General features: G+C 60.1%; 12 protein-coding genes. 3 read left to right on the plus strand and 9 right to left on the minus strand.

Annotated elements, in window-relative coordinates; genetic code table 11:
- The first annotated feature begins 47 nt into the window (after positions 1–47).
- Complete coding sequence (locus tag Q1A32_RS09030; protein ID WP_299652031.1) at positions 48–1,037, plus strand: carbon-nitrogen hydrolase family protein; 990 nt, start codon at positions 48–50, stop codon at positions 1,035–1,037.
- Positions 1,034–1,696, plus strand: a complete 663-nt coding sequence (locus Q1A32_RS09035; RefSeq protein WP_299652033.1) for a pyridoxamine 5'-phosphate oxidase family protein — start codon at positions 1,034–1,036, stop codon at positions 1,694–1,696. Before Q1A32_RS09030 ends, Q1A32_RS09035 begins: the two co-directional genes overlap by 4 nt.
- Here Q1A32_RS09035 and Q1A32_RS09040 read toward each other — a convergent pair whose 3' ends face one another.
- Together Q1A32_RS09040 and Q1A32_RS09045 are read right to left on the minus strand one after the other, a co-directional pair.
- On the minus strand, positions 1,697–3,343 hold the full coding sequence (locus Q1A32_RS09040; protein ID WP_299652035.1) for an alpha-glucosidase: 1,647 nt from the start codon (positions 3,341–3,343) through the stop codon (positions 1,697–1,699).
- 96 nt (positions 3,344–3,439) lie between these two features.
- A complete protein-coding gene (locus tag Q1A32_RS09045) occupies positions 3,440–4,786 on the minus strand; it encodes an ABC transporter substrate-binding protein (RefSeq protein WP_299652037.1) in 1,347 nt (448 codons plus the stop codon).
- A gap of 136 nt (positions 4,787–4,922) precedes the next feature.
- Between Q1A32_RS09045 and Q1A32_RS09050 the strand changes: the two genes are divergently transcribed.
- Positions 4,923–5,858 carry a LysR family transcriptional regulator gene (locus tag Q1A32_RS09050; protein WP_299652039.1) on the plus strand — a complete coding sequence of 312 codons (936 nt, stop codon included), beginning with the start codon at positions 4,923–4,925 and terminating at the stop codon, positions 5,856–5,858.
- Between the two features lie 42 nt (positions 5,859–5,900).
- Here Q1A32_RS09050 and Q1A32_RS09055 read toward each other — a convergent pair whose 3' ends face one another.
- The 7 genes from Q1A32_RS09055 to Q1A32_RS09085 all read right to left on the minus strand — a co-directional run bounded on the left by Q1A32_RS09055 (position 5,901) and on the right by Q1A32_RS09085 (position 12,961).
- Positions 5,901–6,680, minus strand: a complete 780-nt coding sequence (locus Q1A32_RS09055; protein WP_299652041.1) for an HpcH/HpaI aldolase/citrate lyase family protein — start codon at positions 6,678–6,680, stop codon at positions 5,901–5,903.
- Positions 6,677–7,078 (minus strand): RidA family protein, encoded by a 402-nt coding sequence (locus Q1A32_RS09060; protein WP_299652043.1) that lies wholly within the window; start codon positions 7,076–7,078, stop codon positions 6,677–6,679. Before Q1A32_RS09060 ends, Q1A32_RS09055 begins: the two co-directional genes overlap by 4 nt.
- A gap of 4 nt (positions 7,079–7,082) precedes the next feature.
- Positions 7,083–9,110, minus strand: coding sequence for a dehydrogenase E1 component subunit alpha/beta (locus Q1A32_RS09065; RefSeq protein WP_299652045.1), 2,028 nt, complete (start codon positions 9,108–9,110; stop codon positions 7,083–7,085).
- Between the two features lie 6 nt (positions 9,111–9,116).
- Positions 9,117–10,433 (minus strand): TRAP transporter large permease subunit, encoded by a 1,317-nt coding sequence (locus Q1A32_RS09070; protein ID WP_299652047.1) that lies wholly within the window; start codon positions 10,431–10,433, stop codon positions 9,117–9,119.
- On the minus strand, positions 10,433–10,954 hold the full coding sequence (locus Q1A32_RS09075; RefSeq protein WP_299652049.1) for a TRAP transporter small permease subunit: 522 nt from the start codon (positions 10,952–10,954) through the stop codon (positions 10,433–10,435). The genes Q1A32_RS09070 and Q1A32_RS09075 overlap by 1 nt, the downstream gene beginning before the upstream one ends.
- A 64-nt stretch (positions 10,955–11,018) precedes the next feature.
- Positions 11,019–12,023 carry a TRAP transporter substrate-binding protein DctP gene (gene dctP, locus Q1A32_RS09080; RefSeq protein ID WP_299652051.1) on the minus strand — a complete coding sequence of 335 codons (1,005 nt, stop codon included), beginning with the start codon at positions 12,021–12,023 and terminating at the stop codon, positions 11,019–11,021.
- Between the two features lie 38 nt (positions 12,024–12,061).
- Positions 12,062–12,961 carry a 3-keto-5-aminohexanoate cleavage protein gene (locus Q1A32_RS09085; protein ID WP_299652053.1) on the minus strand — a complete coding sequence of 300 codons (900 nt, stop codon included), beginning with the start codon at positions 12,959–12,961 and terminating at the stop codon, positions 12,062–12,064.
- Positions 12,962–13,056: the final 95 nt, after the last annotated feature.

Consider the following 13,056-nt stretch of genomic DNA (forward strand, 5'->3'; position numbering starts at 1 on the left):
CTTTTGCCATCTAATTTTTCCTGATCATGAATTCAGGGAGTATTCAGATGACCAAAGTCGCCGCAGTACAGGCCGCCCCCGTTTGGCTTGATGCCAAGGGAACGCTGGACAAGACCATCGCGCTTATCGAAGAGGCCGGGAAGAAGGACGTCCAGCTTCTGGCCTTTGGCGAGGTCTGGTTGCCGGGATATCCGTTCTCCATATGGCTGGTGCCGCCCATGGCGTCGATGGAGGTGGTCATGCGGCACCGGATGAACGCCATCGCCGCGGACGGCCCCGAGATGAAGGCCATCGGAGAGGCCGCCAAAAAGGCAGGCACCTATGTGATGCTGGGCTATGCCGAGCGCGACAAGGCGTCGATCTATTGCAGCCAGGCGCTTCTGGATGACCGGGGCGAACGGGTCATGAACCGCCGCAAGCTGAAGCCCACACACATGGAGCGGACGGTCTGGGGCGAAGGGCCTGCCACCGATCTCAAGGTCACGGAAACACCATTCGGTACCGTAGGTGGCCTGTGCTGCTGGGAGAACATCCAACCCATCAACCGGCAGGGCATGTACCAGCTTGGCGAACAGATCCACGTGGCGGGATGGCCCTGTTTCGGCATGTTCAAGGACATCCGCGAAGCCTATGCGCTGTCGGCGGAGGCGAACCTGAACGAGTCGCGCAGCTATGCCTTTGAGGGTGGCTGTTTCGTGCTGACCCCCGGCAGCATCATCACCGAAGACATGATCGACGACATCACCATGGGCAACGAGGCCGCCCGCCCGATGGTGTCCACGGGCGGCGGCGCGGCGGCCGTGTTTGGCCCCGACGGATACCGCTTGACCGACCCGATTGACGAACACACCGACGGGCTTGCCATTGCCGATATTGATCTGGGCATGATTGAAGGGGCCAAGGTGTTTGCGGACCCTGCGGGCCACTACAACCGCCCCGACGTGGCCGGTATCGTTCTGGGCCGCTCGTCCGGGCCAGCAGCGGCGCCGCCTGAACAAGAGCAGACCGCCCAAGGCGAGCCAGAGGCGCTGGCATGACCCCCGACACGTTTTACACATCCGCACAGCGCAAGCTGCAACGCGCGCATGACCGCGAGGCGCTGGCGGATGCCGTGTTCCACTCGATCGTGGCCGATCAGATTGACGCGCCGAACAAGGCCTTTATCGAGAGCCGGGATTTCTTTTTCCTGTCGACGGTTGCTGCCGATGGCATGCCCACCGTATCCCACAAGGGCGGTGCGCCGGGGGTGGTACAGGTTGTGGATCCGACCACGCTGGTCTTTCCCAACTATGACGGCAACGGCATGTTTCGGTCCATGGGCAACGCCATGGAAACGGGCAAGGTTGGCCTGTTGTTCATCGACTTCGAAACCCCGAACCGTGTGCGCATCGAAGGCCATGCGCAGATCGAGACGGATGCGCCTGAACTGTCCGATTATCCGGGGGCCAACATGCTGATGCGGGTGGCCGTCAGCGCCTTTTTCCTGAATTGCGCGCGTTATGTGCACAAACATGTGCGGCAGGAAAACAGCCCCTACGTTCCGGACAAGACCGGTGCGCAGCCGCATCCCAGCTGGAAGCGCATTGATGCCGTTCAGGACACGTTGACCGACGAGGAACGCAATGCGACCGACGCGGTAGGCGGACCCATTTCCCCCGACGATTATGTGGAGAAGCTGTCGGCGGGCCAATCCTGATCAGGTGCGTTCGCACAGCACGCAGGCCTCATACGGCGCAAAGGTCAGGGTGTCGGATACGTCCATGGGCGTCGGCATGTTTGTGAGCAGGGTTTTGGCGGCTGTCGTCACCCCTTTGGGCCTTTTGAGCGTCACCTCTGCGGCGCTGAAATTCGCCAGAACATACAGGCACGTGCCGTTCAGGCGGCGCGTGTAGGCGAACATCTGCGGGTGGGACGCCTCAAGCAGTGCGAACGCGCCCTCTCGCAGGGTGATGTTGCTTTTTCTCAGTGATATCAAGGACTTGTAGAACGCGAAGATGCCGTCGAAGTCGCGCCTGTCGTCGGCCACATTGATGTCCACGTAGTTCGGGTTCACATCGATCCATGGCGTGCCGCAGGTAAAGCCTGCCTGTGCCGTGGTGTTCCATTGCATCGGCGTGCGGGCGTTGTCGCGACCATTGGTGTTGGCCCCGGCGATGAAGTCGGCGTCGGACACGCCCGCCGCACTTTGGTCGCGGTACTGGCCCAGCGTTTCGATGTCGCGGAACTGTTCGATCCGCCCGTAGGCGACATTGGTCATCCCGATTTCTTCGCCCTGAAACAGGAAAGGCGTGCCTTTCATCAGGTAGGTGACAAGTGCCAGCATCTTGGCCGAGCGTTTACGGTAGCGCCCTTCGTCCCCGTATTGGGAAACGGGCCGTGGCAGGTCGTGGTTGGAAAGGAAAAGCGCATTCCAGCCATCATCGGCCAGCGCGTCCTGCCAGTCCGCCAGAATGCGTTTGTGGGTCACAAGGTCAAAATGACTTGGGCCAAACCTGCCCTTTTCCGGATCCCACGCGGCGTGGATGTGATTGAACTGGTGCATCATGTTCAGCTCTGCCCGGTCGCGTCCGCAATAGTCCAGCGCAGTGCGCGCGGTGACCGCACCGGATTCCCCCACAGTCATGATGTCCCGCCCAGCCAGCGCCTTGCGGTGCATTTCCTGAATAAACCGGTGCATGTCGGGGCCTTCATAATAGTGCCGCGCGTCGACATCCTTGCCGATCAATTCGATCACATCCATGCGAAACCCGCCGATGCCGCGATCCAGCCACCAGTTCATCATCTGGTAGATCTTTTGCCGCAGGGCCGGGTTTTGCCAGTTCAGATCGGGTTGCTGGGGGCCGAAGAATCCGAAGTAGTATTTGCCCACGGACTCGACCCAGATCCATGCCGGTCCGCCAAAGCATGAGCGTTGGTCATCTGGCGGGCCGCCGTCCGGTCCGGCCTCTCGCCAGTAGAAGTAGTCGTGTTCGTCGCACTGGCTGGAGGCGCAGGCGGCCTGAAACCACGGGTGCTCGGAGGAGCAATGGTTGACCACGAGGTCCATCACGATCCGGATGCCGCGCGCGCGCGCCTGGGCGACCATGTCGTCGAAATCGGCCAGTGTCCCGAATTCGGGCGCGATGTCGCAATAGTCAGAGATGTCATAGCCGTTGTCGCGCATGGGTGAGCGATATACGGGCGACAACCAGACAAATCCGATGCCAAGGTCGCGCAGGTGGTCCAGCCGGGAGGTGATGCCCGGAATGTCACCGATGCCGTCGCCGTTGCTGTCACAGAAGCTGCGGGGATAGATTTGGTATCCGGTCGCGGTTTTCCACCACGGTGCATCCGAGTGTGTCATGGCGTGCTCAAATTTTCAGGAGTGTTGGGTGCACCCTGACCGACCAGAGCCAGGGTGCGGTTGGCTTTCGGGCAAAGGCGCCCAAAAACCGGGAGGTTACTTCAATGCGTCCCAGCTTTTTTGGATTTCCGCCGCAACATCTTGCGCAGATTGACCACCGGCATAATCCACCATGCCGGTCCAGAACGTGCCTGCGCCAACCCCGCCGGGCATCAGGTCAGAGCCGTCAAACCGGAAGGTTGTGGCGTTTCGCAAAATCTCTCCCTGACCGCGCAGCGTGTCGTTGTGGTAGAGGTCTGGATTGACGCCCAGATGTGGGGTCAGGAAGGCTTGCGTCTCGATCGACATCCAAATCTCGTGCGCGATCGGTGTCTTCAGGAATTCGATGAACCCACGCGCCGCCTCGCTGTCGTCTGTGATCGACACCAACACGCCCGCACCCAGAACAGGCTTGCCCAGATCCAATGCGTCATAGGCGGGGAAGTAGAAAAAGTCCGCATCCTCACCTACAACCACATCCTCGGGGAAGAACGCCGGAATGAACGAGGCCTGCCGGTGCATGTAACATTGCGGTGGGCTTGCAAACATTCCATCCGGGCTGTCGCGGAAGTCGGTCGATGCGACCGCGGCCGCCCCGCCAGCGACATAGTCGTCGTTCAACGCGAAATCACCGAATTCTTCGATGGCGGCGACGATGCGAGGATCATCAAAGGGGATCTCGTTTGTGGTCCACTGGTCGTAAACATCTGGCGGTTGCGTGCGCAACAGCAGGTCTTCGACCCAATCCGTTGCAGGCCAACCGGTAGCGCCCCCAGATCCCACGCCGATGCACCATGGCGTACCACCATCGGCGACAATCTGGTCGGTCAGAGCCTTGAGATCTTCCATGGACTCCGGAATGTCATAGCCCGCGTCTTCGAAGTTTTCCGGCACGTACCACACCAACGACTTCACATTGACGCTATAGGCAAAGTGGTAAAACCCCTCGAGGCCAGCACACGATCCCAGCGCGACCCAGGATGGACCGGCGGCATAATTCTCTGCCATCCAGTTCGCCGTTTCCTCACCAAGCGATGTCAGGTATCCGCGCGAGGCGAGGTCGCAGGCAAGGCCCGGCTGCGGGAATACGGCGAGGTTGGGCGGAGACCCGGCGGCGGTGTCGATCAGGATCTGTTGTTCAAAGCTATCCGATCCGGCTTGAGTGACCTTTGCCCCGGTTGCCTCAGCAAAATAGGCAAGGACCGCCTCTGCCGCGACCGCATCGGGGCCAAGCCATGGCGACGCCATTGTCAGGGTTTGGCCGGTATAGTCATGCTTTGCCGCAAATTCCTCGTAACTCTGCCAATTGAACAGACCTTCGCCCGGCGTGACGATCAGATGTCCGTCAGCCATCGCCCCGGTTGCCGCCAGAGCAATCGCAGCTGTTGAAATGTGTTTCATCATTCTCAAACGTTCCTCCCTTTTATAGACGCCGCCACCTGGCGATACGCGGTTGCGGCAAAGGCTAGTGTTGACCGCAGAATTAGGGAAATATGATTTCAGGCGACTAAAATAGATTTTTCCTATAATGGGCTTGGGTATGGATAGACGGCTGAGCCAATTTCTGGCAGTTGCAGAAACCGGCAATGTGACAACGGCGGCCGAGGCTCTGAATGTGTCGCAACCCACCGTGTCGGTGAACTTGCGCCGCCTCGAAGAAGAGTATGGAGTGGCGTTCTTCACAAGAAGCTCTCGCGGCGTTCAGCTCACAGAGTTTGGCAAGATCTTGTATGATCACGTCAAGGTCATGGCGCGGCTGAATGAACATGCAGCAGCCGAGATTAACATCCTCAAGGCGTCTACCCAAAAGGCCGTGCGGGTCGGCACCGGGTTTGCGTGGTGGTCGCTGTTCATGCGCGACATCGTCAAGTCGTATTGGGAGGATCATTCGGGCGTGTCATTACACGTCTATGTTTGCAGCAGCCTTGATGGCCTTCGAAGTCTGTTATCTGGCGATACCGCGTGTTTCGTCGGCACCAAGGTCGCACAGCTCAATGACAATATGGGGCTGGTCTTTGAACGGCTATTTTCGGTCGAAGATGTTGTTTTTGCACGGAAAGGTCACCCACTTGCCGGGCGGGCCGTCAGCATAAGTGACCTAAGGCAGTACCCAAGACTGGACGTTGCCCCCTTTGTGAACAAGCACCTGGGCATCATTGAACACGCGGAATTCGACCCGTCACTGGCACCGCTTGGCAAGAGCCGGGCGGGCCTTCTGAGTACGAATTCAATGACCGCTGGGCTGGACATCTTGAAGGACACGGATGCGTTTCTGATGTACCCAGTGGTCTGCCGTTCGTATTTCCAAGAGCGGGGTGTCACCATGCTGAATGTCCAACAGCTATCACGCCAAAAGATCGAAATTGGTATTTATCGCCTTGCTGAGCGGAACGTCGATGCTGACGTATCCAGAATTCTCGCGACCATTCGTACGGCGGCACAAGCGGTGAGCAACGAAGAAACAAACCTGCAATGAATGCTGGCAGCCGGCCAAGTCCTAAGCAGTCTCGAAGGCTGCTTAACCCCCAAGCCGTCCCGTCCACTGCGAAAACGCATCGGCGATCAGGATCTTGTCGGATCCAATCACAAAGGTCGCGACACCCCTGGTTCGCCAATGCGTGATCAGCCGTTTTGCCTCTTCCTGATCGGGGGAGAAGACAGGCATCATCACTGGCACCCCAGCGGCCACGGCGGTAACGACCATATGTTCCACAGCCGCGCTGACCTCGGGCGCGCGCCAGTTGCCTTCGAACCCCATGGACACGGACAGATCGAACGGGCCGCACATTAGTGCGGTCAGGCCCGGCACGTTCACGATGGCTTCGATGTTTTCGACGCCTTTCGCGGTTTCAACGAGGGCGATTGCGCCGACCCGCGCCTCTTCTTCGGCGACGTAGTCGGTCCAGTTGCGGATGAAGTGCCCGCCCGAGCGGCAGCACGGGCAGGCCCCGCGCAGGCCGTGTGGTGCAAACTGCGTGGCTGCCACGGCCTGTTGCGCCGCATCAGCGGTTTCGAGGTTGGGGATCACCACGTGGCGAATGCCGGCATCCAGCGCCTTCATGATCTGCACAGAGTCATTGTCGGCAAGGCGCACCGCGCTGGCGATCCCGTTTGCATCCGCCGCACGGGCGAGGTTTTCGGCTGTTTCGATGCCGAAGGGCCCGTGCTGGCAGTCGATGATGGTGAACCCGAAGCCGTTCAGTCCGATCAGGTCGACCAGTTCAGGCGCTGCGATTTGGGTCCAAGTGCCCAGGCTGGTCCGGTCGGAGGACAGTTGCGCCTTGAGGTCGCGGGTCATGAGGACAGCCCCAGGATCGCCTTGCATTTGATTTCCACGATGATGCCGGGCATGGAAAAGCTGGGCACGCCAAAGCCCGTCCATGTGGGGTAGAGGTTGGTGAAGAACCTGTCCTTCACGGCCATGAATGTCTTGAGGTTGCCCATGTCGGGGGCGAACCAGCTTTCCAGTTCCACGACATCGTCCCAGCCTGCGCCAGCCGCGGCCAACACTTTGCCCATGTTCTCGAAGGCCTGGGTGTATTGTGCTTCGACCCCTTCAACGACGTTCAGACTTGCGTCGCGACCGACCTGGCCAGAGCAATAGAGGGTGTCACCGACAAGGATGCCGGGGGCGTAATGGTAGGTGTCGTAGATGTTTTCCATCCCTTCGGGAATGATGACTTTTCGACTGGGCACGGGGTCAACTCCTGTAGCAGACGGTTTCGATGGCGGCGGCGATGTCGCGGGCGTCGGGCATGTAGTCCCGTTCCAGCCGGTCGTTGTAGGGCACTGGCATTTCGGGTGCGCCCACGCGCATCACGGGCGCGTCCAGCCAGTCAAAGGCCTGTTCCATGATGGAGGCCGCGATCTCTCCTCCGAAGCCGCCGAAGAGGGGCGCTTCGTGAACGACGACGGCGCGGTTGGTTTTGCGGACCGAGGCGAGGATTGTGTCCATGTCCAGCGGCTTGATCGTGCGCGGATCGATGACCTCGACGCTGATGCCTTTCTTTTCCAGACGCTCGGCGGCCTGTACGGCCCGTTCGACCATCGCAAGCGTGGCGATGACGGTGCAATCGCTGCCCTGTCGCACGATACGGGCCCGTCCGGCGGGAATCTCATAGGCCTCTTCCGGCACGGGCGTTTCCGCCCCGAGGTAGAGCAGTTTGTGTTCAAGAAAGACGACCGGATTGTCTGACCGGATGGCGTGGGCCATCAGCCCCTTGGCGTCGTAGGCGGTGGAGGGGGCGTAGACTTCGAGCCCGGGCACATTGGCAAAGAGCATTTCGAGCGATTGCGTGTGTTGGGCGGCCAGACGGATGCCCGCGCCCTGCGGTCCGCGAAAGACAATTGGAACACGCGCCTTGCCGCCCAACATGAAGCGCGCCTTGGCCGCCTGATTGACGATGGCGTCCATCATCAGGGTGACGAAGTCGAATAGCTGGATTTCGATGATGGGCCGGAACCCGCGCAGCGCCGCCCCCACGCCGCAATTGGCAAGCACGCCTTCGGCGATGGGGACGTCGCGCACGCGGTCGGGGCCAAACGCCTGCTGCAGGCCGACCGTCGTGCCAAAGATGCCACCAATTGCGCCGACGTCTTCGCCCATTAGGATCACGCTGTCGTCGCGGGCCATTTCGAGGTGGAAGGCTTCGTTGATGGCCTGTTTGTAGGTGATGGACCGTGTGCCGGGTGCGGGTTCCGGCACAGGGATTGCAGTGGGGGGCACTTTGACCATTTGCTGCGCGGCATCGAGGTCGAGTTCCTTCAGATCCGTTGCCCAGTCGATGGCGGTCTCGACCTTTGCGATGACATCTGATTGCATTGCGTCGAATTGCTGGGCGTCGATTTCGCCTGCGGCGATGACCAGATCACGCTGGCGGGTGATGGGGTCGCGGGCGCGCCAGTCGGCTTCTTCGGTCGCACTGCGGTAGCCATCGAGATTGGCGCGCATGGAATGATCGTCCCAGCGGTAGGTCATCGCCTCGATCAGCGTGGGGCCATCCCCTGCGCGCGCGCGCAGGACGGCGTTTTCCACGGCGTCAAACACTGCCGTGGGGGAGTTGCCGTCGATTACGACATTCGGAACGCCGTAAGCATCCCCACGTGCGGCGATGCCGTTGCCTGCAACCACGCTTTCTGTCGCCGTGGTCAGGCCGTACTGATTGTTTTCGCAGAAGAAAATCAGCGGCAATTGCCACACCGCGCAGAGATTCATGGCCTCGTGGAAAATCCCCTCGTTCGAGGCACCGTCGCCGAAAAATGCGATGCCCACCGCGCCGTCGCCGCGCAGTTTCGCGGCCAGCGCCGCCCCGGTGCCAAGGCCCATACCCGCGCCCACGATCCCGTTGGCACCCAGAATGTTGAGGTCAAAATCGGCGATGTGCATGGAACCGCCGATGCCACCACAATAGCCCTCGGCCTTACCCATCAACTCGGCAAACATCCGGCCGATGTCGGCCCCTTTTGCGAGGGTGTGACCGTGGCCGCGGTGGTGGGTGAGCAGGAAGTCACGAGGTTCGAGCGCGTGACAGGCACCGACGGCGATTGCTTCCTGTCCGACAGATGAATGGGCTGTCCCTTTGATCACGCCCTTCAGGAACAGCTCTTTCGCGCGGATTTCAAACTGTCGGATCAGCATCATCTGTTCCAGCAGGGCGAGATGATCCTGTCCGCTCAACCTGTTGGTTTGCGGCGTGGGCAAGGTGTCGAGGATGGACGCGTCAGCCATGAAAGATCACCCGTAAACCAGTTGAGGCAGCCAGAGCGACAGGCCCGGCCAGAGCACGACAATGAGCAGGGCCACCACCTGGATCGCGATAAAGGGCCATTGCGCGGCAAAGATGTCCTGCAAGGTCACGTCCGGCGGTGCGGCCCCCTTGAGGTAGAAACAGGCAGGCCCAAAGGGTGGCGTGAGATAGGCGATCTGCATCGACAGGTTGAAAACGATCCCGAACCAGATCGGATCGTACCCGAGGGACGTCAGCACCGGCAGAAACACCGGCATCGTCAGGAACAGGATGCCGATCCAGTCGATGAAAAAGCCCAGCAGGATGAACACGCCGATCATCACGGCAAGGATCACCGCAGGTTCGTTTGACACGCCGCCCAGTGTCGTGCGCGCGAAATCGATCCCGCCCATGAGGTTATAGACCCCGATCAGGGCGTTGGTGCCGAAGACAAGCCAGAACACCATGCCGCAGGTGCGCATGGCCTGTACCAGCACGTCGCGCAGCATCTGGAAGCTGAAACGCCCGCGGACCCACGCCGCGACCGTCGCCCCGAACGCGCCGAGTGCCGCACTTTCGGTGATGGATGCAAAGCCGGCATAGATCGACACCAGCACGCCACCGGCGACCAGCATCGGTAATGCCACGCCCCCGAACAGCTTGAGCTTGTCCACAAGGGGCATGTCGCGTTCTTCGGCGCTGAGCGGTGGGCCCATCGCGGGATTGAAGCCGCAGCGGATCAGGATGTAGGCGATGTAGAAGCTGGCCAGCATCAGCCCCGGCACAAGCGTGGCCAGAAACAGGTGGGATATGCTGACCTCGGCCGTGAGACCGTAGAAAATGAGGATGATGGAGGGCGGGATCATGGTGCCCAGACTGCCGCCCGCCGTGATCGTCCCGATGGCGAGCCGTTTGTCGTAGCCCAGCTTCAGCATTTGCGGCAGCGCGATGAGGCCGAGCAGGACAATCTCGCCCCCGATGATGCCTGTGGTTGCGCCCAGAAGGACGGCCACAAAGGTTGTCACCACCCCGATGCCGCCGCGCAGACCGCCCGCCCAGACGTGAAAGGCGCGGTAAAGGTCGTCCGCGACGCCCGACTTTTCCATGACAGAGGCCATGATCACGAACATCGGCACCGCGATGAGTTCGAATGATCCCACAAACTCTGCCGTGCGCGTCGAGATCAGGAAGAACCCGGCCGTCCCGAAATTGGCGTAAGCCAGAACGACCGCGATTGACCCCGATACGAAGGCGACAGGCACGCCCAGGAGCAGCAGAACCGTCATGGATACGGCGATCAATAGCGTGATCGTTCCGATGTCCATCAGTGCGGCGTTCCGTCTTGGTTTCGGCGTGTGTCACCCGTCCGCACGAGCGTTACCAGTTGCCGCAGCACAACCGCGAGAAACAGAACCGCCCCGATGAACAGTGCGAATTTGATGAATGCCGGAAGCGGCGTGTTCCACGAACTGCCAGACCGTTCCGGAAACCAGGTGCCATCGGGCATGTACCGAAACAGGGACCGCTGGGAAATCAACCAGCCACTGTAGGCGAGTGCGCCGAGGTAGATCGCGCCGCAGCAGAGTGCCAGACCTTCGGAAACACGTTTCAAAGCAGGCGGAAACCGGTCGCTCAGGGCTGTGACACGCATGTGCGAGCCACCGGTCATGCAATACGCACCGCCCAGCAGGAACGCGACCGCGCCCAATAGGCCAGCAATCTCGTGCGCCCAGAAGGTCGGTGCGCCAAAGCCGTAGCGGGCGACAACCTCGAAGACCATCATCACCACGATGACGCCCAGCCCATAGGACGCTGTTTCAGACAGTTTTCTGATCAGCCAGTTCATATCTGGTCCTGCTTCACGTGGACGGGCCGGAAAGATGTGCACCCTTCCGGCCGGGCCCCCTTGTTCAAAGGATGCCGAGCGAGGTCATGTAGGCCTTGTGGCTGTCGACGATCGCCTGGGCATCTGCGTTGCGACCGCCCCAATCGTCCCAGACCTCGAGCAACATGTCGCGAAACTTGGTCGCGTCCGCTTCGCCAAACTCAATGAACTCCACGTTCATTTCATTGATGGCTTTGTCTATGGCCGCTGTTTCCTGTTCGCCCAACGTGACGGTCAGGGTGTCGGACAGCCCTTCGCAAGCGGCCTGGAATTCCCCCTTGGCATCGTCGGACAGGCCGTTCCATTTCGACATGGAGACCGACATTTCAGTGACCGGCATCGAATGGCGGGCAAAGATCGAATACGGGGCGTTTTCGTACATGCCGAACGCCATGTTCAACCCGACATTGGCCAGGTCGGATGCATCCAGAACACCGGTTTCAAGCGCACCAATGGCGTCACCGGGCGTGAGGTTGACCAGCGATGCGCCCGCCCGTGTCAGGAGATCAGACGGCAGGCCGCCCGGCGCGCGGATCTTGATACCCTGGAAATCATCAACGCTGCGGATCGGTACCTTGGACGGGATTTGTTCCTGCGGCCAGTGGATCGTGCAGATCATGTGCATGTCGTATTTCGCATAGAGCGCCCGACCAAGCTCGAGCCCTCCGCCTTCGGTGAACCATTTGTCACGTACGTCCGTGTTTGGATATGCAGACAGCGTATCGCCAAGCACGGCAAATGCCGGGTCTACACCGGCAAAGAAGGTTGGACCGGTGTAGTGTCCGTCCAGCAGCCCGTTCCGAACTGCCTCCAGCGTCTCGGTCGGGCCGACAACAGCGCCACTTGGGAAGACGTTGATGTCAATCTCGCCATCGGTATCGGCCTTCAGCGTCGCGGCCATCTCTTCAAATGCCTTTGTCGTGGCTGCAGTGGCACCAAGAAAGGTTTGCATCTTGAACGATTCAGCAGCGGCCCCTCCGGCCATCAAGGCCAAGGTCGCAATACTCGCGGTCAACTTAGTTTGTCTCATCATTTTTCTCCCTGTGACAAGCGTTTCACATGCGACTTTCACGTCGCTATTTTTGGTTTTTGCATTTGAAGTATGTCGCGGGTTTCCGCGACCGTGGCAGGCTCGCGCCCAAGGCTGCGGGCCTGTGCCACGATCTTCGCGATGACCTCTGCGTTGGTCATGTGGCGCGCACCGTCCATGTAGGCGTAATCACCCAGTCCGATGGAGATATGACCGCCCTGTCGGATGATTTGTTCGGACAGCTGGAACAGGTCGCCCTTGTAGTTCACCACGGTCCAGACCGTCTGGAAGTCCGATGGCAAGAAGGCGGTGTGTGCGTCCAGACCTGCCTGCGTGCCGGGATGGCCCGCAAAGATAATCTCGTCCGTCATGCAGAAACAGACATAGGCCGGGCCGCGCAGCACGCCCATTTTGAGGAACTGTTCGATCTGCCGGGTGAAGCTGACGTTCCAGCTGACCAGATAGGGTTTCAGACCGTAGTGATCGATGCGTTCTGCGAAATACATCAGCGTCGCGGTCGAGTTCTTGTAGATCAGGTCGGTGGTGTCATAGCTGCCCGTCTCGGGGTTCCACCAATCCACGTTCACGCTGCCGCAATCCATCGGAGCGAAGTCCGGCGCGGTGTCTGCTGATGCCATCATGGCTTCGACGGCGGCAAAGCGTTCGCGTGCGTCTGCGTCATTGGCCACGTAGCCCAGTGTCGGATGAAGCAGGATATCGGATTGCGCCCGGATGCCTGCATTGGTTTCGAGATAGAATTCAGGCGCATGATCCGGTGCGCCATCCGCTTTGCGACCATGGTAGTGAAAGACGGATGCGCCTTCGTCGTAACAGGCCTTGGCATCTGCAATGATTTCGCTTGGCAGGAAGGGCACATTGGGGTTGCCCCGGCGCGTTGCCAGCTCGTTTACACGCGCTTCGATGATGATTTTTTCCATCGTTTTGTCCTCCCATCTGCGCCCGTTTCAGGCTGCGATTGGGGACGCGTATAGAGCAGAATCAGTAATGTGAATATAAAAAGATATATACTCGA

Origin of the sequence: uncultured Tateyamaria sp., assembly GCF_947503415.1 — a bacterium.
Taxonomy (GTDB): Bacteria; Pseudomonadota; Alphaproteobacteria; order Rhodobacterales; family Rhodobacteraceae; genus Tateyamaria.